The sequence below is a fragment of the Nocardia farcinica genome (assembly GCF_001182745.1).
Lineage (GTDB): Bacteria > Actinomycetota > Actinomycetes > Mycobacteriales > Mycobacteriaceae > Nocardia > Nocardia farcinica.
Map to the genome: position 1 here is coordinate 277,588 of NZ_LN868938.1, position 21,522 is coordinate 299,109.

The window sequence follows — 21,522 nt, forward strand, 5'->3', positions numbered from 1 at the left end:
CTGGTGCGCGCCTCGGTCGCGGCCCAGGGCACCCGAGGCATCGCCGAGCGCATCGCCGGTCTGGTCGGCGGGTGGTTGCTGGTCCTGGACGGGTCGGGCGCCCCGCTGGCTTCGATTCCGGAGGGGGCGCGCGCGCATCTGGCATTGGTGCAGACCGAACTGTCCCGGTTCACCGCGGGCGCGCGCCCGACCACGATGTCGCTGGTCATTCCCGGTGAGTCCGTCTCGATCCGGCCGGTCGGGTGGCCGGGCGCATCCGCGGGTTCATCGCCATCGGCCGCGCGAACCCGCTCGACGCGATCGAACGCTCGCTGGTCGATACCGCCACCTACCTGCTGGCCGAGGACCTGCATCGCAGCGACGAACTGCGCCGAGCCGCCCGCAACAACCGCTCGGCGGTGCTGCATCTGCTGCTCGGCGGGCACGCCGAGGTGGCCCGCAGCACCAGTGAGATCCTGCGGGTGCCGATCCCGGACGGGCCGGTGCGCGCCGCCCTGCTCGGCGTGCCCCGCCGATACGCGCTGGAACTGCTCGAAGCGGCCGAGGAGGACCAGGCGCTGCGCCGGATCGAGACGGTCATCGCGGAGCTGCGACCGGGCCGGATCGGCATCGTCCTGCCGACCGCCGAGGGTGACGTGCGCACGCTGGAGGCCATCCTGCGCCGGGTGCCGCACGGACGGGGCGCCGTCACCGATCCGGTGGAGGTGACCGACCTTCCCGCGGCCTGGCGGCGCGTGCGCGGGGTGTTCGAGGCGGCCTCGGACCAGCCCGGCAAGCTGTACATGGCCCGCGACGTCTCCGAGGCGGGCCTGCTGCGCCATCTCACCGGTCCCGACGCACGGGCCTGGGCGCAGGCGGCGCTGGCGCCGCTCACCGCACTCGACAAGGGATCCAAGGTCGATTTCGCGCAGACGTTGCGGGCGTTTCTCGCCCACAACGGGCAGGCCGACGCCTCCGCGGGATCGCTGGGCATCCACCGGCACACCTTGCGCTACCGGATGACCCGGATCGCCGATGCGCTCGGGCGCGACCTCGACGACCCGACCGTGCGCGCGGAACTCTGGTTCGCGCTGCAGCTGTACCCGGACGAGTGACCCGCCCGCGAACTCAGGACACCGCCGCCCGCAGCCCCGCAAGGCCCTCCGCACAGGCCGGGCCGAACGCGGCCGCCAGCTCCGCCGGCTCGATCTCGGTGCTGTAGACCACCAGCGAGCGATCCGCGTCCAGCGCGAGCACGTCGACCGTGCCCAGATGGGCGGTCACCGGGAGGTCGCCGCCGATCACCCGGTATTGCAGCCTGCGCAGGTCGTCGTCGAGGGTGACCACCTGCTCGTCCAGCGTGCTGCCGTCGGCCAGCGTCACCGAGCGCCGCTGCTGGTCCCCGCTGGACGCGGTGATCGCGGGGAACCAGCGGCTGATGCCGGGGACGTCGCGCACCACCTGCCACACCGTGTCGGCGCTGCGGTCGATCAGCACGTGCGAGCGAAGCGTTGCCATGGAGATTCCTTTGCTGTCGAAGGGGCGAATGCTCTCGAAGGGGCGATCCGGGGTGTCAGCCTGCCGCAGTTCCGAGGCGGCGCGAGTGCGCGAGTTGGACACCTCGGACGCGATCTTTGCGACAGAAGGGGGATGTTCCGGGCGACGCACGGCCGGGCACGCTGCTGCGAACGCGCGGCGGCGGCCTGCTGTCCGCCGCCGCGGAGCAGCGGAAGGAAGGCGGAGCGGAAGTGCGCGACAGGGATGTGCTCGACAGGGTGCCCACCGGCCTGTTCATCGGCGGCGGCTGGCGGGAGGCCGACGACGGGGCCCGGTTCCCCGTCGAGGATCCGGCCACCGGTGCGCGGTTGGCCGACGTGGCCGACGGCGGCCCGGCGGAAATGGCGGCCGCGCTGGACGCGGCCGCCGAAGCGCAGCGGTCGTGGGCGACGACCCCGCCCCGGCAGCGCTCGGACCTGCTGCGTGCCGCCTACGAGGAGGTGCTGCGGCGCCTGGACGAGTTCGCACTGCTGATCACCCTGGAGATGGGCAAGCCGCTCGCCGAGTCGCGCGGCGAGGTGCGCTACGGCGCGGAATTCCTGCGGTGGTTCGCCGAGGAAGCGGTGCGTGTCGGCGGCCGGTGGGGACGCTCGCCCGAGGGCGCCACCCGCATGCTCACCATGAAGGAGCCGGTGGGGCCGACGCTGATGATCACGCCGTGGAACTTCCCGCTGGCGATGGCCACCCGCAAGATCGCCCCCGCCGTGGCCGCCGGATGCACGATGGTGCTCAAACCGGCCGAGCAGACCCCGCTCACCGCGCTGGCCTTCGCCGAGCTGCTGCGGACCGCGGGCCTGCCCGACGGGGTGCTCAACGTCGTCACCACCACCCGTGCGCCGGAGACGATCGCGCCGCTGCTGCGCGACCAGCGACTGCGCAAACTCACCTTCACCGGGTCCACGGCGGTGGGCAAACGGCTGCTGGCACAGGCCGCCGACCAGGTGTTGCGGGTGTCGATGGAACTGGGTGGCAACGCGCCGTTCCTGGTGTTCGAGGACGCCGACCTGGACCGCGCGATCGAGGGCGCGATGGTGGCGAAGATGCGCAATGTCGGGCAGGCCTGTACCGCGGCCAACCGGCTGCTGGTGCACGAGGCGGTGGCCGAGAAGTTCGCGGCCGGTTTCGCCGCGGCGATGGCCGCGCAGAAGATCGGCCGTGGCACCGAGCCCGGCGTGCAGGTCGGGCCGCTGATCGACGCCCGGGCACGCGACAAGGTGGCGCGCCTGGTGGCCGACGCCGCCGGGGACGGTGCGCGGGTGCTCACCGGCGGTTCGGCCGTCGACGGACCGGGCTACTTCTACGCACCCACCGTGCTGACCGATATCGGTGACCACCCGGTCGCGCGGGAGGAACTGTTCGGTCCGGTGGCGCCGATCGCGACGTTCGGCTCCGTCGAGGAGGCCGTCGCGATGGCCAACGCGACCGAGTACGGCCTGGCTTCCTACGTCTTCTCGGAGAACCTCTCGCGCGTGCTGGAGGTGGTGGAGAACCTCCAGTTCGGAATGGTCGGGGTCAACCAGGGCGTGGTATCGAACGCGGCGGCGCCGTTCGGCGGGATCAAGCACTCGGGCTTCGGGCGCGAAGGCGGGATCGAGGGCATCGAGGAGTATCTGGCCACCAAGTACGTGGGGATCGCGTCGTGACGGCCGCCGGACCCGCCGCATCCGCGCGGCGGGTGCCCGCCACCCACGCACGCTCGTGGCTGCTGGTGCCCGCCGACGACGCCGACCGGTATGCCACCGCCGCCGCCTCCGCGGCCGATGCGGTGGTACTCGACCTCGAGGACGGTGTGGCCGCCGACCGGAAGGCCGATGCCAGGGCCGAGGTCGCCCGGCTGCTGCGGTCCGGACACCGGGCGTGGGTGCGGATCAACGACGCCGACTCCGTCCACTGGTCCGACGACCTCGCCGCGCTCGCCGAGCTGCCGGGTCTGGCCGGCGTGGTACTCGCCAAGACCGAGCACGGCGAGCAGGTGGACGCCACCGCCGCGAGGCTGCCGGGCGGGCTGCCGATCGTCGCGCTCGTCGAGTCCGCCGCGGGACTCGAGGCGAGCGGCGAGATCGCCGGGCGCCCGGCCACGACCCGATTGGCTTTCGGCAGTGGCGATTTCCGGCGGGACACCGGTATCGCGCGGGATCCGGCGGTGCTGGCGTATCCGCGATGCCGGTTGACCGTGGCCAGCCGGGCGGCCGGTCTGCCAGGACCCGTCGACGGTCCGACGGTGGGGGCGGACCCGGCCCTGCTCCGGTCGGAGACGGCCGACGCCGCGGCGGCGGGCATGACCGGGCGGTTGTGCCTGCGCGCCGAGCACACCGCCGTGGTGAACGACCTGCTGTCCCCGTCGCCCGACGAAATCGCCTCGGCCACCGCACTTCTCCGGCGATACCGGGCGGGCGGTCCGCGCGACGGCTCCGATGCGCCCCGGCTGGCCCGCGCCGAACAGGTCGTGGCATTGGCTCGCGTCTTCGACCGCGACGCCGTCACGGCCAGGCGGTGAGCTTGTCCGGATTGCGGACGACCCACAGGTGATCGATGCGGTCGTCGGTGATGCCGAGGGCGATGACGGCCAGGGTGGTGCCGTCGGTGTGCGCGCGCAGGCCGGGCTCGCCGTTGACCGTGGCGGGTTCGACGACGAGGCCGGGGGCGCGCCCGAACACGTCGAGGAGGAACCGGGCGACCGGCTCCGCGCCGTGCACGGGTTCCAGTGCCGCGGTGACGAGCCCGCCGCCGTCGGTGACCACGGTGGCGTCCGGGTCGAGCACCCGGAGCAGGGCGGGGAGGTCGCCGTTGGTCCAGGCGGTGCGCAGGCGCTCGGCGAGGGCGGTGCGGTGGTGGGCCGGGGTCGTGGACTGCCGGGCGGCGACGCGCCGACGCGCGGAATGGGCGAGTTGGCGGCAGGCGCCGGGGGAGCGGCCGACGATCTCGGCGATCTCGGCGAACGGGTACCGGAACACCTCGTGCAGGACGAAGGTCACGCGTTCGGCCGGCGTCATGGCCTCCAGCACGAGCAGCAGCGCCATCGTGACCGACTCGTCCACGGTGATGCGGTCCGCGGGATCGGCACCCTGTTCGTGGCCGGGGCCGGGTAGCGGTTCGGGCAACCACTGGCCGACGTAGCGTTCGCGGCGGGCGCGGGCGGAGCCCAGCATGTCCAGGCAGATTCGCCCGAGCGTCTTCAACAGCCAGGCGCGCGGCTGGTCGATCGCCGCCTGCCGGGCCGCGTCGAGCCGGTACCAGCGCACATAGGCCTCCTGCACGGCGTCCTCGGCATCGCCCGCGGTGCCGAGCATCCGGTAGGCCAGGTTCAGCAACGCGCGCCGCTCGGCGGCGACCGCGTGCAGGTCTGCCGGGAGATCCGCGTCGTCCCGCATGGTGGTGTCGCTCCCGATGTCGGTGCCCATACCCAGTAGACGACACGGCGCCGCGAAATGTCAGGACCGGCCGCTGTCACGCGGATCACCTGACATTCCGGCGTCGCCGGTCGTCCTGATCGATGAGGGCCCCGGTGCAGGACCGTGGGCCACCGACAGGAAGGAGGCCGGCCGTGACCGCCACGTTCGTCAACATCATCTCGGTCGATCCCGCCAGGCAGCAGGAGCTGATCGAGGTCCTGACCGAAGGCACCGAGCAGGTGATCCGGCACCGGCCCGGGTTCGTGTCGGTGACCCTGCTGGCCGCGGTGGACGGTTCGCGGGTGATCACCATCGCCCAGTGGGACGGTCCCGACGATGCCGAGGCCACCCTCGCCGACCCCCGCGCGCAGGAATTCGCGGCGCGGATCGCCGAACTGGGTGTGCCCGAAGCCGGTGTCTATCGGCCCGCCGGACAGTTCACGCCGCCGGCACGCACCCGATGAGTGCCGCATCGGCGGGCGGGGCCTCCCGGGTGGCGCACGCCGCGCGGGAGGCCGACGCGCGCTACCGGATGGCGGGCTTCGCCAGGAGTGCGGTCAACAAGGTCTTCCCGACGCACTGGTCGTTCCTGCTGGGCGAGATAGCCCTGTACAGCTTCGTCATCCTGTTGGTGAGCGGGGTGTATCTGACCCTGTACTTCGATCCGTCGATGAGCGAGGTCGTCTACGACGGCGCCTACCAGCCGTTGCGCGGGGTCACCATGTCGCGCGCCTACGAGTCCTCGCTGAACATCTCCTTCGAGGTCAGGGGCGGGCTGTTCGTCCGGCAGGTGCATCACTGGGCGGCACTGCTGTTCGCGGCCTCGATGATCCTGCACATGCTGCGGATCTTCTTCACCGGTGCGTTCCGCAAGCCGCGCGACGGGAACTGGATCATCGGCTCGATCCTGCTGATCCTGGCCATGTTCGAAGGATTCTTCGGCTACAGTCTGCCCGACGACCTGCTCTCCGGCACCGGCCTGCGGTCACCGTTGGGCGGCATCACGATGAGCATCCCGGTGATCGGTACCTGGCTGCACTGGCTGCTGTTCGGCGGGGAATTCCCCGGCGACATCATCATTCCGCGCCTCTACATCGCCCATGTGCTACTGCTGCCCGGGGTGATGCTGGCGCTCATCGCCGCCCACATCGCGCTGGTGTGGTACCAGAAACACACCCAGTTCCCCGGCCACGGCCGCACCGAGCAGAACGTGGTCGGCGCACGGATCGTGCCGGTCTTCGCCGTCGATCAGGGCGCGTTCTTCGCGTTCACGCTGGGCACGATCGCCGTGCTGGCCGGGCTGCTGCAGATCAACCCGGTCTGGAATCTCGGTCCCTACAACCCCGCCCAGGTGTCGGCCGGTTCCCAGCCGGACTTCTACATGATGTGGACCGATGGGCTGGCGCGATTGCTGCCCGCCTGGGAGATCTATCTGGGCGACTACACGATCCCGGCCGCGTTCTGGGTCGCGGTCGTGATGGCCCTGGTGTTGATCGTGATGGTGCTGTACCCCTCGATCGAGCGGCGTCTGACCGGCGACACCGCTGCGCACAATCTGCTGCAACGCCCGCGCGACGCGCCCGTGCGCACCGGTATCGGGGCGATGGCCATCGCCTTCTACGTGGTGCTCACCCTGTCGTGCGTCAACGACATTCTCGCCGTGCGATTCGATCTGTCGCTCAACGCGCTCACCTGGGCGGGGCGGATCGGATTGCTGATCGTTCCGCCGTCGGCCTACTTCCTGACCTACCGGTTCTGCCTCGGGCTGCAACGCAGCGACCGCGACGTGCTCGCGCACGGCATCGAGACCGGGCTGATCGTCCGGCTGCCGCACGGGGAGTACATCGAGGTGCACCAGTCGCTGGCGCCGGTGGACGACCACGGCCGTCCCGCCATCCTGGACTACGCGGGCGCGCCGGTGCCGAAGACGTTGAACGCGGTGGGCGCGGCGGGATCTCCGGGTCCGGGCTCGTTCCTGCGCCCGGACCCGCCCGAGGAGGCCGAGGCGCTGGTCCGGCACGCCCACGCGGGCGAACGCGGGCAGCGGGCGGCCCTGCAGGCCGTTCAGGACCGCCGGCTCGGGGGCCGTTCCGGTGACGTGTCGTGAAACGGAGTACGGGTTGTTGGTGCCCGCCGCGACCGTCACCGACCACGAGACGGCACAGCTGGTCCGTACGGTGCTGCGCGACAACGGCATCCGCGCCACCGCCGGACCCGCGGCGAGAGCGCGTCGCTGGGGTGGCCGGGTCGTGGTCCTGGTGTTCCCCGAAGACGCCCGCCGCGCCTACGAGGTGTTGTGCAGGCACACCCGGTGAGCCCGGCACCGCAGCTCAGGCGACGCCGAGGTACATCGTGTCCAGGAGCACCTCGCCGGTGGCGGGGCCGGGTATCGGGACGGTGGCGCCGCGGAACGCCTCGGTGGACCGGCCGCCGCGCCGCCGACCGGCGGGGACATCGATCATCGGGTCCGCTCCGCTCGGTTCCGGGCGGCGGCGCGCACGACGTCGTCGAGCACGTCGAGCGCGTCGGTGAGCAGCTCGTCGCCGATGACCAGCGGCGGCAGCAGCCGCACCACGTTGCCGTCCGTGCCGCAGGTCAACAGGATCACGCCCTGCTCGAGCGCGCCGGCGGCGACCGCGCGCGTGAGTGCGGCATCCGGCTCCGTGGTGCCGGGCACCACGAACTCCATCGCCAGCATCGCGCCGCGCCCGCGCACGTCGCCGATCGCCGGAATCTCCGCGGCCAGCGCCCGCAGGCGGCCGGTCACGATCCGCTCGATGTGCCGGGCGCGCGCGGGCAGATCCAGCTCGCGCATGGTCGCGATGGTGGCGAGCGCCGCCGCGCACGCGATCGGGTTGCCGCCGTAGGTGCCGCCCAGGCCGCCGGGATGGACGCGGTCGAGCAGCTCGGCGCGCCCGGTGATCGCCGCCAGCGGCAGCCCGCCCGCGATGCCCTTGGCCAGGGCGATGATGTCGGGCACGACCTGTTCGTGGTCGCAGGCGAACCACGCGCCGGTGCGGGCGAAGCCGGTCTGCACCTCGTCGGCGATGAACACGACGCCGTTCGCGCGCGCCCAGGCGGCCAGGGCGGGCAGGAAACCCGGTGCGGGAACGATGAATCCGCCCTCGCCCTGAATCGGTTCGAGCACGATCGCGGCGACCGCGTCGGCACCGATCTGTTTCTCGATCCGGTCGATCACCCGCTGGGCGGCCGCCGGACCGTCCAGGGCCGCGCCGTCGCGGAACGGATACGACATCGGCATCCGGTAGATCTCCGGGGCGAACGGTCCGAAGTGCGCCTTGTACGGCATGGACTTGGCGGTCAGCGCCATCGTCAGGTTGGTGCGCCCGTGGTAGGCGTGGTCGAAGACGACCACGGCGGTGCGCCCGGTGGCCAGCCGCGCCACCTTGATCGCGTTCTCCACCGCCTCGGCGCCGGAGTTGAACAGCACGGTGCGCTTGTCGTGCGTGCCGGGCGTGAGCGCCGCGAGTTCCTCGGCGACCCGCACGTACCCCTCGTACGGGGTGACCATGAAGCACGTGTGGGTGAAGTGCCCGGCCTGGGCGCGTACCGCCTCGACGACGGCGGGATGGGCCGCGCCCACCGAGGTGACCGCGATGCCCGAGCCCAGATCGACGAGCGAGTTGCCGTCGACGTCGACCACCACACCGCCGTCGGCGTCGGCGGCGTAGACCGGAAGGCTGGACCCGACACCGGCCGCGACGCTGGCGCGGCGGCGTTCGGCGATGGCCCGCGATGCCGGGCCGGGCAGGTCGGTGATCAGCTTGCGCTGCTGCGGAAGCCGGTAGTCGAGGACTGTCATCTGGTGGGACCCCTGTCGGTACTGGTCGGAGGACCCCAGTGTGGGCCGCCCGAGCCCACCGCGGACCTGCCATAGTGGAGTGGCAGGGCGGCGCCGACGCGCCGTTTCGTCGCGTGCCGGCAGGAGATGACGATGAGCGTGACCGTCGGCTGGGTGCTGGCGCAGCCGAATCTGTTCCTGCGGCTGCGCGGGGGCGCGGCCGGGCTCGACCGCGCCATCGAATTCGCCATCACCACCGAGCTGCCGGATCCCTCGCCGTGGCTCTCCGGCGGCGAACTGCTGCTCACGACCGGGCTGGGGGTTCCTGCCGGGGCGGACGGCTGCCGGGAGTACGTGCGTCGGCTGCGCGACGCGGGTGTCGCGGCCGTCGGCTTCGGTGTCGGGCTGACGCACGCGGAGGTCCCCGCGGAGCTGATCGCGGCCGCCGACGAGATCGGTCTCCCGCTGCTCGAGGTCCCGTTGCCGACCCCGTTCGCCGCGGTCACCAAACGGGTCATGGACAGCCTCGCCGAACAGCGCTACGACGCGCTGGTCCGGGCCTCGCGCGCGCAGCCGCGGATGACTCGCGCCGTGGTGCGGGGCGGCGCCCGCGCGATCGTGCGCGAGCTGGCGGTGGCGACCGGGGCGACCGCGCTGTTGTTCGACCGCCGCGGCCGGCTCCTCGAACACCATCCGGCGCGGGTCGCCGCGGCGACCCGCGTGGAGATGTCCGCGCTGATCGGGTCGGTGACCCGGGCCGCGGCGAGCATCGCCGCGCAGGCGGAGTCGGGGCAGGCGGTGACGGTGCATCGCGTCGGCCTCGGCGGCGTCGTGCACGGGTGCCTCGCCGTGGTCTCGGCCGCGCCGCTCGGCTCGGTCGATCAGGTGCTGCTCGGTCACGCCACGTCGCTGCTCGCCCTGGACTTCGCGAAACCGGCGCGCCTTCGGTCGGCGCAGAACCGGCTCAACTCGCAGGTCCTCGGACTGCTGCTCGCCGAGACCGGGGAACTCCCGTCCGCCGCCGAGCACCTGGCCCCGGCGGCCGACGACGACGGCGAGATCCGCGCGCTCGTCGCCGACTGCGGATCATCCGAGCACGCGGCGGCGGTGGCGCGGGCCGTCGAAGCTGCGGCCGATGCCGCCGCCCGCCCGCTCTACCTGCGCCGCACCGATCACCGGGTGACGGTGCTGCTGCGCGGAACCGACGACGCCGCGTTCGCGCGCGCCCTGCTCGCCGGTGCCGACGCGGCCGCACGCCGGGCGGCGCGCCTCGGCCTGAGCGAACCGCTGCCGGTCGAGCGCTTCGCGGCGGCGATCGACCGGGCGCGCCTGGCCGCCGCCGCGGCCGAGGCGGGAACGGTGCAGGAGTTCGCGGCGCTGGCCGGCCGCACCCTGCTGACCGTCGACGCCGCCCGGCAGGTGCTGCGCTCGGTGGCCGACGCCACCATCGCCCCGCTCGCCGCACACGACCGCGACCACGGCACCGACCTGGTCGCCTCGCTGCGCGCCTTCCTCGAGGCCAACGGCCACTGGGAGTCCGCGGCCCACGCCCTCGGCGTACACCGGCACACGCTGCGCAGCCGGATCGCCCGGATCGAAGCCCTGCTCGGCTGCCGCCTCGACGTCGCCCGCGTACGGGCGGAACTGCTGTTGGCCCTCATCGCCGCCGACACCTGAGCGCTCGCCTGCCGACTCGGGCGACCGTGCTCCCGATCCGGTGCTGCTGCTGTGATGGCGGGCCGCGCGCGAGGAGCGCATCCGCGAGCAGGCCGAGCACCGGCGTGAGGCGGGTGGCGGGCCGCGCGCGAGGAGCGCATCGACCACGCGGTGCTGGCGGCGGCTCGGGACCTGCTGGATCGGCACGGGTACGCGGACGTGTCGATCGGGCAGGCCGCCTCGCGCCGGTGTACCCCGGCCGGCCATTACCGGCGCCGGCCCTCGAAGCGGAATCTGGTGGTCGACGTGGTCGCCCACCTGCTCGGTACGGAACCGGCCACATATGTGACGCCCATCACATTTCCGTAGCGATTCCCGCTTCGCGTCCCGGAGGTCTTTCACTCCCCTTGGGGGAGTCTTTACTATTGAGGCGGCCCGTGGGCGAACGGGTCGCGGCTCGCCGAAGTGCCCTGGTCAATGCCTTGCGCGCACGCCACATCTCCACCGACATCCCACGCCCGTGCATGTTCCACCGATGGACCGTCCGGACCGCGCGGCTCCGGCGGCGAAGGAGAAATATGTTCACCGAGCAGAGTGAAACGCCAACGCTGCGAACATGTTCCGTGTTCGAAGTGGGCTGGGTCACCCGGTGTCGATCGTTATGACTGATCACACTTGACGTCCACTTCTCAGGTTTTACTAAGCCTTTGCCAATAGCGTTGCCTGCGTTTACTTCCCGGCCCATCGCCGTGTCGGGAACTGCTTCACCGCGAGATGCCGGTTCGCGGTCAATTGCCCTGCTGGACAAGTCGATCGTCAACCGACCTCGGCCGGCGCGTCACCTGGCGCCGGGCGAGTCGGCGAAGGAGAAATCATGGCTGTACTGAGCGATCACGCGCCCCCCTCGTCCCCGGCCCCCGCGGAAGGAGGTCCGGCGGCAGGCCGCGGAAGACTGGCTTCGATTGTGCGCCACGATCTTTCGGCCTCCATCGTGGTCTTCCTCGTCGCATTGCCGCTCTCGCTCGGCATCGCGCTGGCCTCCGGCGCCCCGGTCGCGGCCGGACTCATCGCCGCCGTCGTCGGCGGCATCGTGGTGGGCTGCCTGGGCGGCTCCGTCCTGCAGGTGAGCGGCCCCGCGGCCGGGCTCACCGTCGTCGTCGCCGAGTCGATCGCCCAATTCGGCTGGCGCGTCACCTGTTTCATCGTCGTCGCGGCCGGTGCGCTGCAGATCCTGTTCGGGCTGAGTCGGATCGCGCGCGCCGCGCTCGCCGTGGCGCCGGTGGTGGTGCACGCGATGCTGGCGGGCATCGGCGTCACGATCGCCCTGCAGCAGGTGCACGTGTTGCTCGGCGGGTCGTCACACAGTTCGGCGTGGCACAACATCACCGCGCTGCCCGGCCGGCTCACGTCGATGAACACCGGCGCCGCACTGGTGGGCGTGCTGGTCGTGGCGGTGATGCTGGGCTGGAAGTACCTGCCGGAGAAGGTCCGGGTGGTGCCCGGCCCGCTGGTGGCCGTGGTCGCGGCCACCGTGCTGTCGCTGGTGCTGCCGCTGGACGTGGAGCGGATCGTGCTGAGCAGCTCGCTGTTCGAGGCGATCGAACTGCCGCAGATCCCCGACGGCGGCTGGGCCCCGGTGGCGCTGATGGTGCTGACCATCGCGCTGATCGCCAGCGTGGAGAGCCTGCTCTCGGCGGTGGCCGTGGACAAGATGCACTCCGGGCCGCGTACGAACTTCGACCGGGAGCTGGTCGGCCAAGGCTCGGCCAACATGCTCTCGGGCATGCTCGGCGGCCTGCCGGTGACCGGTGTGATCGTGCGGAGCGCGACCAACGTGCAGGCCGGGGCGCGCAGCCGGGCCTCAGCGGTGCTGCACGGGGTGTGGTTGCTGTTGTTCTCGGTGGCGCTGGTCGGGGTGGTCGAGCAGATCCCCAAGGCCGCACTGGCCGGTCTGCTCATCGTCATCGGCATCCAGCTGGTCAAGATCGCCCACATCAAGCTCGCCAGCCGCACCGGCGATCTGCTCGTCTACGCCGTCACGATCCTCGGCGTGGTCTTCCTCAACCTGCTCGAGGGCGTGATCATCGGCCTGGTGCTGGCCTTCGCGCTGCTGCTGTGGCGGGTGGTGCGGGTGACGATCGTGGCCGAGCAGATACCGCAGTCGCAGCGCTGGCTGGTGCGCATCGACGGCTCGTGCACCTTCCTCGCCCTGCCGCGACTGTCCGGCGAACTGGCGAAGGTGCCTGCCGGCGCCGACGTGACCGTGGAGATGACCGTCGACTTCCTCGATCACGCCGCGCTCGAGGCGTTGCAGGACTGGGTGCGCCAGCAGGAAAGCGGCGGCGGCAGCGTCGAATTCGTCGAGATCGGCAGCGTGCGCATGGCCGACGCGCTGGCCGGACCGCCCGCACGCGGATTCGGCAGGGCGATGTGGGAGGAGATCCTCGGGCCCTGGCGGCGCGACGAGAAGCACCTGGACCCGGTGACCGCGGGGGTGGCGGCCTACCACCGCAGCCACGCGCACGTCGTCCGCCGCCACCTGGACGAGCTCGTCCACCGGCAGGACCCGGACTCGTTCTTCCTCACCTGCTCGGACTCGCGCATCGTCCCGAACGTCATCACCAACAGCGGACCCGGCGACCTGTTCACCGTGCGCAACGTCGGCAATCTGGTCCCCGCCACCGGCGACGCCTCGGTGGAGGCGGCGCTGGTCTTCGCCCTGGAGGAGCTGAACGTGCGCTGCGTGGTGGTGTGCGGGCACTCCAGCTGCGGAGCCATGGGCGCGCTGTACGGCGGCGGCGACGCCGCACCGGGCATCGAGTCGTGGCTGGCGCACGCGCGACCGAGCCTGGAACGCTTCCGGGCCGGGCATCCGGTGGCCGAGGCGGCGCGTGCGGCCGGATTCGGTGAGGTCGACCAGTTGAGCATGGTGAACGTCGCGGTGCAGTTGGAGACGTTGCAGCGCCATCCCGCCGTGCGGCGCGCGGTCGCCGAACGCGGGGTCACCGTCGCCGGGCTGTTCTTCGACATCGCCAGCGCGCGGGTCGTGGAGATCACCGCCGACGGGATCGTCCACATCGACGAGGCTCGCGGGCGTCGTCAGGTGCCGGAGCCGGTCTGAATCTCTAGGCTGGCGCTGTGAGCAGCGAGCTGGACCAGCAGACCGGGTCGGCGCCGATGGGCCGCCTGCGCGCCTTCCGCGCGCGGGTGGCCGCCCGGCCGACGCTGAATCTCGCCTATCGGATCGGTGTCGGTGTGGTCGGCGCGGTCGTGCTGGCCATCGGCATCATCGCCATCCCGTATCCCGGCCCGGGCTGGGCGATGGTCTTCGCCGGCCTGGGCATCCTGGCCAGCGAGTTCGCCTGGGCCCAGCGCGCGTTGCGCTGGCTGCGCGATCGCTATCGCCAGGTCATGGCGTGGTACTCGGCGCGCGGCCTCGGCATCCGGATCCTTGGGGCGGTGGGTACCGCGGCGGTCGTGGTCGCGACGCTGTGGGTGCTCGGCACCTTCGGGCTGGTCGGCGGCTGGTTCGGCCTCGAGTGGGAGTGGTTGCGCGGGCCACTGCAGCGATGAACACGGCGCCCGGCACCGCGCTCACCGACCCGGCCTGGGTGCGTGCGCACATCACCGCGCTCGGCCGCTCCTGGGGCGCCTCGACACCCCGCGCCGCGGGCACCCTCTGGTGGTCGATGGTCGCCTCCGCGCTGGTCGAGCCGCTCGTCACGGCGACGGCCGCGGGCCGGACACCGCCCGCGCTCGGCCTCGGTCGCCTCGTCTGCGTGGTGCGGCCCGACGGCGGTGTCGACCGCGTCCTCGACCAGGCCGCGACCCCCGAAACCGCGCCGCCGCCGGTCGGGGCCCGGACCGGTGTCGTATCCGGTGGTGGCGCATCGGCGGGCGACGCTGCCACCGATACCGCGTCCCCCGGGGGCGCGCCCACCGCACCCGATGACGCGACGACCGCTCTCCACGACGCCCTCGCCGCCGTCGTCCCCGTCGTGGCGGACAGCTGCGGCGCGGGCATCCCGGCCCTCTGGGCGATCGTCGCCGACGCGCTCGGCAACCGCGCCGTCGACGCGGGAGCGCCCGCGGTCGCGGTCGAGCTGGCCGCGCGCCTCGGCCCGCCCCTGCCCACCCCACGCTTCGTCGAGGTCGGTGGCCGGACCTTCGTGCACCGCGTCTCCTGCTGTCTGGTCTACGAACTGCCCGGTAGCGGGCTGTGCACCAGCTGCCCGAAACGGCCCGCCGCCGAACGGGCCGCGCTGCTCGCCGAGCACGCCGCACGCCGGTGAGCGGATTCGCCCGCGACCCGGCGGAGCAGCGGTGGCGGGGCGAGCACCGATCACCCGGTCCATCGGCGCGCCGGGGTGCCGGTGCCGATAGCATGGTCGCGCCGGAGCGGATACGCCGCCGGTGATGCCGCGCGGGAACCTGCCCGCCCACGAGAACGCCAAGGAGAGCGCCGCCGTGACGACCTCAGCCCCGATCAGTCCGTCCACCCTCGTCCGGGTGCCGGCCGGGACTACGGCGGGCGCCGCGGTACGGGAGGCGGGCCTGCCGACCAAGGGCCCCGACACCATCGTCGTCGTCCGCGACGCCGAAGGCGCCCTGCGCGACCTGTCCTGGATCCCCGACACCGACGTCGAGGTGGAGGCCGTGCCCGCCTCGACCGAAGCCGGGCGCAGCGTGATCCGCCATTCGGCCGCGCACGTGCTGGCCCAGGCCGTGCAGCAGGAGTTCCCCGAGGCCAAACTCGGCATCGGCCCGCCCATCAAGGACGGCTTCTACTACGACTTCCAGGTCGAGCGCCCCTTCACCCCGGAGGATCTGGCCCGGCTGGAATCGCGGATGAAGAAGATCATCAAAGGTGCGCAGCGCTTCTCGCGCCGGGTGGTCGAGATCGAGGAGGCCAGGGCCGAGCTGGCGAACGAGCCGTTCAAGCTCGAGCTGATCAGCGACAAGTCCGGCATCGACGACCCCGAGGTCATGGAGGTGGGCGGCAAGGAGCTGACCATCTACGACAATCTCGACCCGCGCACGGGCGAGAAGGTGTGGGGCGACCTGTGCCGCGGCCCGCACATCCCCACCACCAAGTTCATCCCCGCCTTCAAGCTCACCCGCAGCTCGGCCGCGTACTGGCGCGGTGACCAGAACCGCGAGGACCTGCAGCGCATCTACGGCACCGCCTGGGAATCGCCGGAGGCGCTGGAGGCACACCTGCACGTGCTCGCCGAGGCCGAGCGCCGTGACCACCGCAAGCTGGGCCTGGAGCTGGACCTGTTCAGCTTCCCCGACGAACTCGGTTCGGGCCTGCCGGTGTTCCATCCCAAGGGCGGCATCATCCGCAAGGAGCTCGAGGAGTACTCGCGGCGCAGGCACGTGGACGCGGGCTACGAGTTCGTCAACACCCCGCACATCACCAAGGGCCACCTGTTCGAGGTGTCCGGCCACCTGGACTGGTACCGCGACGGCATGTTCCCGGCCATGCATCTGGACGCGGAGTACAACGACGACGGCACCGTGCGCAAGCCCGGCCAGGACTACTACGTCAAGCCGATGAACTGCCCGATGCACAACCTGATCTTCCGGGCGCGCGGGCGGTCCTACCGCGAGCTGCCGCTGCGGCTGTTCGAATTCGGCTCGGTGTACCGCTACGAGAAGTCCGGCGTGGTGCACGGCCTGACCCGGGTGCGCGGCATGACCCAGGACGACGCGCACATCTACTGCACCAAGGAGCAGATGCACGCCGAGCTCACGAACACCCTGCAGTTCGTGCTCGGCCTGCTCGCCGACTACGGCCTCGACGACTTCTACCTCGAGCTGTCCACCAAGGACCCGAAGAAGTTCGTCGGCTCCGACGAGATCTGGGAGGAGGCCACCGAGACGCTGTCGAAGGTGGCCCAGGCCTCGGGTCTCGAGCTCGTGCCCGATCCGGGCGGCGCCGCGTTCTACGGCCCGAAGATCTCCGTGCAGGCCAAGGACGCGCTCGGCCGCACCTGGCAGATGTCGACCATCCAGCTCGACTTCAACCTGCCCGAGCGCTTCGGCCTGGAGTACACCGCCCCCGACGGCAGCAAGCAGCGGCCGGTGATGATCCACCGCGCGCTGTTCGGCTCCATCGAGCGGTTCTTCGGCGTGCTCACCGAGCACTACGCCGGCGCCTTCCCGGCCTGGCTGTCGCCGGTGCAGGTGGTGGGCATCCCGGTCGCGGAGGCCTTCGCCCCGCACCTGGACCGGGTCGTCGAGCTGCTGCGCGACCACGGCGTGCGCGCGCAGGTCGACCGCAGCGACGACCGGATGCAGAAGAAGATCTTCAACAACACCGCGCAGAAGGTGCCGTTCATGCTGCTGGCCGGCGAGCGCGATGTGAACGCGGGCGCGGTGAGTTTCCGGTTCCGGGACGGCACCCAGGTCAACGGGGTGCCGGTCGCGGACGCGGTGGCGACCATCGTGGCGTGGATCACCAACCGGGAGAACGCTTCTCCGACGGCGGAGGGGTTCGAGATCGTCACGGCGGGGGAGGGATAGATGAGCGCTGCGGAGGAGACGACGGACCGCGGCGGTGACATCGTGGACATCGGTGCGGGCGAACCCGATCGGCTGCAACGGCTCTGGACGCCGTACCGGATGTCCTACATCACCGAGGCGGCGGGCTCGCGGCCGACCGATGCCACCGGCCACCCGTTCACCGACATCCCCAAGATGTCCGACGAGGACGGGCTGATCATCGCCCGCGGCGAGCTGGTGTACGCCGTGCTGAATCTGTACCCGTACAACCCGGGACACATGATGGTGGTGCCCTACCGCCGCGTCGCCGATCTCGAGGACCTCACCGAGGCCGAGAGCGCCGAGCTGATGGCGTTCACCCAGCGGGCGATCCGGGTGATGAAGAGCGTGTCGCGGCCGCACGGTTTCAACGTCGGCCTGAATCTGGGCGGGGTGGCGGGCGGTTCGCTGGCCGACCACCTGCATCAGCACATCGTGCCGCGCTGGGGCGGGGACGCGAACTTCATCACCGTCGTGGGCGGGGTGAAGGTGATGCCGCAGCTGCTGCGCGAGACCAGGGCACTGCTCGCGCAGGCGTGGAAGGAATCGGAGTAGGTGCTCAGCTTCTTCGGCCGCGAGACCTTCGCCAAGGCCACCGCGCCACTGGGCAGGGCGCTCGTCGGCACCGGGCTCACCCCCGACGCCGTCACCCTGATCGGCACGGCGGCCTCGATCGCGGCCGCCGTGACCTTGTTCCCGACCGGGCATCTGTTCTGGGGCACGATGGTCATCTGGCTGTTCGTGATGTTCGACATGCTCGACGGGGCGATGGCCAGGGCACGCGGGGGCGGCACCCGTTACGGCGCGGTGCTCGACGCCACCTGCGACCGGGTGGCCGACGGCGCCATCTTCGGCGGTCTGGCCTGGTGGGCCGTCTACCACGAGAACAACAAGTGGTTGCTGGCCGCGACGCTGGTGGTGCTGGTGACCTCGCAGGTCATCTCCTATGCCAAGGCCCGCGCGGAGGCGAGCGGCCTGTCCGCCGACGGCGGCCTGATCGAGCGGCCCGACCGGCTGATCATCGTGCTCGTCGGCGCGGGCTTCACCGGGATCGGCGGCTACTGGGGGATCGAGTGGCTGACCTGGGCCGTGCACGTCGCCATGTGGATCCTGGCGGTGCTGAGCATCATCACGGTGTTCCAGCGGGTGCTCGCCGTGCGCAATTCGCCCGGCGCGCGCGAGGTGATCCCGCCCGCCCCGGCCGCCGGGGAGGCCCGATGACCGCTCGGAGCCGGGAGTGTCGCGGATGAGCGTCGGCGAACGGCTCGGCGCGCTCGGCTACGTGGCGGGGTGGCGGTTGGTGCGCGCCCTGCCCGAGCGCACCGCGCGCCGCGCCTTCGACTGGGGCGGCGCGCGCGCCGCCCGCAACGGCGGCCCGATCCAATTGCGGCGCAATCTCGCTCGTGTCCTCGGCGTGCCCCCCGACCAGGTGCCCGACGAGCTGATCCTGGCCGCCATGCGTTCCTACGCCCGCTACTGGCGCGAGGCGTTCCGCCTGCCGACCATGGATCACGCGGCGCTCGGCCGCTCGCCGCGGCTGCCCGTGCAGGGGATCCCGTACCTGGACGCCGCGCTGGAGCGGGGCCGCGGTGTGGTGTTCGTGCTGCCGCATTCGGGCAACTGGGACATGGCCGGGGTGTGGCTGGTGCAGAACTACGGCACCTTCGCCACCGTGGCCGAGCGGCTGAAACCGGAGTCGCTGTTCGAGCGGTTCGTCGCCTACCGGGAGAGCCTGGGGTTCGAGGTGTTCCCGCTCACCGGCGGTGAGCAGCCGCCCTTCGCCCAGCTGGCGCAGCGGCTGCGCGAGAACAAGATCGTGTGCCTGATGGGGGAGCGCGACCTGACCGGGCGCGGGGTGCCGGTGGAGTTCTTCGGTGAACGCACCTGGATGCCCGCGGGGGCGGCGAAGCTGGCGATCGAGACCGGCGCGGCGCTCATGCCGGTGCACGCCTGGTTCACCGTCGACGACGACGGCGTCGAAGGCTGGGGCCTGAAAACCGAAGCGCCGCTGGATGTCTCCGGCGGCGTCGCGGCGGCCACCCAGGCCCTCGCCGATCGGTTCGCGGCCAACATCGCCGAGCATCCGGCCGACTGGCACATGCTGCAGCCGCTGTGGGAGAGCGACCTGTCGCCGCAGCGGCTCGCCAGGATCGCCGAGGCGCAGGCGCGCCTGGCCGGACCGGTGGGGAGGGACGAGTCCGCGTGAAGATCGGCATGGTCTGCCCCTACTCGTTCGACGTCCCCGGCGGCGTGCAGGCCCACGTGGTCGAGCTCGCGCGGGTGTTCCTCGAGCGCGGCCACAAGGTGAGCGTGCTCGCCCCCGCCTCGGAGGGCACCCCGCTGCCGGACTTCGTGGTCTCGGCCGGGCGCGCCGTCGCCATCCCGTACAACGGCTCGGTGGCCCGGCTGTCGTTCGGGCCGATGGCCTACACCCGGATCCGGCGCTGGATCGACGGCAACGACTTCGACGTGCTGCACATCCACGAGCCGAACGCACCGAGCCTGTCGATGCTCGCGCTCAAGATCGCCGAAGGTCCCATCGTGGCGACCTTCCACACCTCCACCACCCGGTCGCTGGTGCTGAGCACCTTCCAGGGCGTGCTGCGGCCGTACCACGAGAAGATCAGCGGCCGCATCGCCGTGTCCGAGCTGGCGCGGCGCTGGCAGGTGGAGGCGCTGGGCTCGGACGCGGTGGAGATCCCCAACGGCGTGGACGTGCCCGCCTTCGCCCGGGCACCGATGCTGCCCGGCTATCCGCGGCCCGGCGGCACCGTGCTGTTCCTCGGCCGCTACGACGAGCCCCGCAAGGGCATGCAGGTGTTGCTGGCGGCGCTGCCCGAGCTGGTCGCCCGGCACCCGGACGTGGAGATCCTGGTGGTCGGCCGCGGTGACGAGCAGCGACTGCGCCGGGAGGCGGGCAGGCACGCCCGGCATCTGCGGTTCCTCGGCCAGGTCTCCGACGCGGAGAAGGCCTCGGCCATGCGCAGCGCCGACGTGTACGTCGCGCCGAATCTCGGCGGGGAGAGCTTCGGCATCATCCTCATCGAGGCGATGGCCGCGGGCACGGCGGTGGTCGCCAGCGAACTCGACGCGTTCCGCCGGGTGTTGCGCGACGGCACCGCGGGCATGCTGGTGCCGGTGGGCGACGATGTCGCGCTGGCCGGTGCGCTCGACACCCTGCTCACCGACACCGAACGGCGGGAAGCCTTGGTGCGCAGGGCGAACCAGGTGGTGGGCGAATACGACTGGCCGGTGGTGGCCGAGCAGATCCTGCGCGTCTACGAAACCGTGACGGTCGGCGACACCCGGGTACGGGCGGCCGGATGATCACCTTCTCCGCGACCACGGTTCTCGTCCTGGCGCTGATCGCGGCCGTCGTGCTGGCCGTCGGCGTGTGGGCCTACTCCACGGCCAATCGGCTCGACCGGCTGCACGTGCGCTCGGACCTGTCCTGGCAGGCGCTGGAAGCCGCGCTGGCACGGCGGGCGGTGGTGGCGCGCTCGGTGGCCATGGCGATCGCGGGACCGGTCTCCGATCCCGCCCTCGCCGATCAGGCCCGCCGACTGGCGGCCCTGGCGGACCGCGCCGAGCGTGCCGGCCGGGCCGAGCGGGAGACCGTGGAGAACCAGCTCGCCGCGGCCCTGTCGACCGTGGACATCGGATTGCTCCGCCCGCAGCTGGTCGCCGAACTCGCCGACGCGGAGGCGCGGGTGCTGATCGCGCGGCGCTTCCACAACGACGCCGTGCGCGACACGCTCGCGCTGCGCACCCGCCGCCCGGTGCGGTGGCTGCACCTGGGCGGCACCGCACCGTTGCCCACCTACTTCGAGATCGCCGAGCGCGCCACCCCCGCCGCGTCGACCGGGCTGGCCGTCGACACCATCCGCACCTCGTCGCGGGTGGTGCTGCTCGACGAACGCGACCGCGTGCTGCTCATGCGCGGCAACGACCCCAAGACCCCGGACGTCTCGTTCTGGTTCACCATCGGCGGCGGCGTGGAGCCGGGGGAGAGCCTGCGCGAGGCCGCGGTGCGGGAGCTGTGGGAGGAGACCGGCTACACCGCCGACCCGGCCGCGCTGCGCGGGCCGATCTGGCGGCGGGTGGCGGTGTTCCCCTTCGACGGCGAGCTGATCCGCGCCGAGGAACTGTTCTTCACCCTGCGGGTGCCCGCGTACGAACCGAAACCGGGCAACCTCACCGCGGTCGAGCGCCGCAGCATCACCGGACACAAGTGGTGCACGTCCGCCGACATCCTCGCCCTGGACGCCGCGGGGGAGACGGTCTACCCCTACCACCTCGACGAGCTGCTGCCCGAGGCGGCCGAAGTCGCTTCCGGCACTACGGATCCCGAGGTTCGCTCGATCCGCTGACCGCGCCCTCGCCGGTGTGATCCGGCTCACGATCTTGCTGGGTTCGGACTGGAATGCGGCACGGACGGGTAGCCCTCCCGAACGTGCCCGCGCAATCCGCGCGGGGTGCCCGCGAGGAGGCCGGGTGCTCGCGCCCGGCGAGTGTGGAGGTGGCCGTTACCCATGTCGTACCTGCTCTACGACTTCCTGTTGCCCATCGTCGGCCCGTCGATCGCCGAGT

General features: G+C 71.9%; 20 protein-coding genes. 16 read left to right on the plus strand and 4 right to left on the minus strand.

Going from position 1 to position 21,522, the window contains the following annotated elements; translation table 11 throughout:
- The first annotated feature begins 242 nt into the window (after positions 1-242).
- Positions 243-1,094: a PucR family transcriptional regulator gene (locus tag AMO33_RS01550; RefSeq protein WP_060590036.1), complete on the plus strand. Its 852-nt coding sequence runs from the start codon at positions 243-245 to the stop codon at positions 1,092-1,094.
- A gap of 13 nt (positions 1,095-1,107) precedes the next feature.
- On the opposite strand, the gene AMO33_RS01555 is transcribed toward AMO33_RS01550, so the two are convergent.
- On the minus strand, positions 1,108-1,497 hold the full coding sequence (locus AMO33_RS01555) for an SRPBCC family protein (protein WP_060590037.1): 390 nt from the start codon (positions 1,495-1,497) through the stop codon (positions 1,108-1,110).
- Between the two features lie 230 nt (positions 1,498-1,727).
- Between AMO33_RS01555 and AMO33_RS01560 the strand changes: the two genes are divergently transcribed.
- The gene (locus AMO33_RS01560) at positions 1,728-3,179 is read left to right on the plus strand and encodes an NAD-dependent succinate-semialdehyde dehydrogenase (protein ID WP_060593232.1); all 1,452 of its coding nucleotides are present in this window, start codon (positions 1,728-1,730) and stop codon (positions 3,177-3,179) included.
- Positions 3,176-4,033: an HpcH/HpaI aldolase/citrate lyase family protein gene (locus AMO33_RS01565; RefSeq protein WP_060590039.1), complete on the plus strand. Its 858-nt coding sequence runs from the start codon at positions 3,176-3,178 to the stop codon at positions 4,031-4,033. The genes AMO33_RS01560 and AMO33_RS01565 overlap by 4 nt, the downstream gene beginning before the upstream one ends.
- On the opposite strand, the gene sigJ is transcribed toward AMO33_RS01565, so the two are convergent.
- Entirely contained in the window at positions 4,017-4,937 is a 921-nt protein-coding gene (gene sigJ / locus AMO33_RS01570; protein WP_240327378.1) for an RNA polymerase sigma factor SigJ, read from the minus strand. The two genes, AMO33_RS01565 and sigJ, sit on opposite strands and share 17 nt — an antisense overlap.
- Before the next feature lie 143 nt (positions 4,938-5,080).
- On the opposite strand from sigJ, the gene AMO33_RS01575 reads away from it, so the two are divergent.
- Genes AMO33_RS01575 through AMO33_RS01585 form a run of 3 tightly spaced genes read left to right on the plus strand, consistent with a single transcriptional unit; the run spans position 5,081 to position 7,243 of the window.
- Positions 5,081-5,392 carry a putative quinol monooxygenase gene (locus tag AMO33_RS01575; protein WP_060590041.1) on the plus strand — a complete coding sequence of 104 codons (312 nt, stop codon included), beginning with the start codon at positions 5,081-5,083 and terminating at the stop codon, positions 5,390-5,392.
- A complete protein-coding gene (qcrB, locus tag AMO33_RS01580; protein WP_060590043.1) occupies positions 5,389-7,035 on the plus strand; it encodes a cytochrome bc1 complex cytochrome b subunit in 1,647 nt (548 codons plus the stop codon). The genes AMO33_RS01575 and qcrB overlap by 4 nt, the downstream gene beginning before the upstream one ends.
- A gap of 13 nt (positions 7,036-7,048) precedes the next feature.
- Entirely contained in the window at positions 7,049-7,243 is a 195-nt protein-coding gene (locus AMO33_RS01585) for a hypothetical protein (protein WP_060590044.1), read from the plus strand.
- Between the two features lie 15 nt (positions 7,244-7,258).
- Here AMO33_RS01585 and AMO33_RS32440 read toward each other — a convergent pair whose 3' ends face one another.
- Entirely contained in the window at positions 7,259-7,390 is a 132-nt protein-coding gene (locus tag AMO33_RS32440; protein ID WP_255266237.1) for a hypothetical protein, read from the minus strand.
- On the minus strand, positions 7,387-8,751 hold the full coding sequence (gene gabT, locus AMO33_RS01590) for a 4-aminobutyrate--2-oxoglutarate transaminase (RefSeq protein ID WP_060590046.1): 1,365 nt from the start codon (positions 8,749-8,751) through the stop codon (positions 7,387-7,389). The genes AMO33_RS32440 and gabT overlap by 4 nt, the downstream gene beginning before the upstream one ends.
- Positions 8,752-8,883: 132 nt before the next feature.
- On the opposite strand from gabT, the gene AMO33_RS01595 reads away from it, so the two are divergent.
- The 10 genes from AMO33_RS01595 (at position 8,884) to AMO33_RS01645 (ending at position 21,302) form a co-directional block, all read left to right on the plus strand.
- Positions 8,884-10,407, plus strand: a complete 1,524-nt coding sequence (locus AMO33_RS01595) for a PucR family transcriptional regulator (protein ID WP_060593234.1) — start codon at positions 8,884-8,886, stop codon at positions 10,405-10,407.
- Positions 10,408-11,260: 853 nt separating this feature from the next.
- Positions 11,261-13,507, plus strand: a complete 2,247-nt coding sequence (locus tag AMO33_RS01605; protein ID WP_060590050.1) for a SulP family inorganic anion transporter — start codon at positions 11,261-11,263, stop codon at positions 13,505-13,507.
- A gap of 56 nt (positions 13,508-13,563) precedes the next feature.
- A complete protein-coding gene (locus tag AMO33_RS01610; protein ID WP_082668703.1) occupies positions 13,564-13,959 on the plus strand; it encodes a TIGR02611 family protein in 396 nt (131 codons plus the stop codon).
- Positions 13,956-14,678, plus strand: a complete 723-nt coding sequence (locus AMO33_RS01615) for a (2Fe-2S)-binding protein (protein ID WP_060590053.1) — start codon at positions 13,956-13,958, stop codon at positions 14,676-14,678. The genes AMO33_RS01610 and AMO33_RS01615 overlap by 4 nt, the downstream gene beginning before the upstream one ends.
- A gap of 175 nt (positions 14,679-14,853) precedes the next feature.
- Positions 14,854-16,914: a threonine--tRNA ligase gene (thrS, locus tag AMO33_RS01620; RefSeq protein ID WP_060593235.1), complete on the plus strand. Its 2,061-nt coding sequence runs from the start codon at positions 14,854-14,856 to the stop codon at positions 16,912-16,914.
- Complete coding sequence (locus tag AMO33_RS01625; RefSeq protein ID WP_011210244.1) at positions 16,915-17,487, plus strand: HIT family protein; 573 nt, start codon at positions 16,915-16,917, stop codon at positions 17,485-17,487.
- Complete coding sequence (gene pgsA / locus AMO33_RS01630) at positions 17,488-18,153, plus strand: phosphatidylinositol phosphate synthase (protein ID WP_060590056.1); 666 nt, start codon at positions 17,488-17,490, stop codon at positions 18,151-18,153.
- Between the two features lie 25 nt (positions 18,154-18,178).
- Entirely contained in the window at positions 18,179-19,138 is a 960-nt protein-coding gene (locus AMO33_RS01635; protein ID WP_041560248.1) for a phosphatidylinositol mannoside acyltransferase, read from the plus strand.
- Positions 19,135-20,259, plus strand: a complete 1,125-nt coding sequence (locus AMO33_RS01640) for a glycosyltransferase family 4 protein (protein ID WP_011210241.1) — start codon at positions 19,135-19,137, stop codon at positions 20,257-20,259. The genes AMO33_RS01635 and AMO33_RS01640 overlap by 4 nt, the downstream gene beginning before the upstream one ends.
- Complete coding sequence (locus AMO33_RS01645) at positions 20,259-21,302, plus strand: NUDIX hydrolase (RefSeq protein ID WP_060593236.1); 1,044 nt, start codon at positions 20,259-20,261, stop codon at positions 21,300-21,302. Before AMO33_RS01640 ends, AMO33_RS01645 begins: the two co-directional genes overlap by 1 nt.
- Positions 21,303-21,522 lie beyond the last annotated feature (220 nt).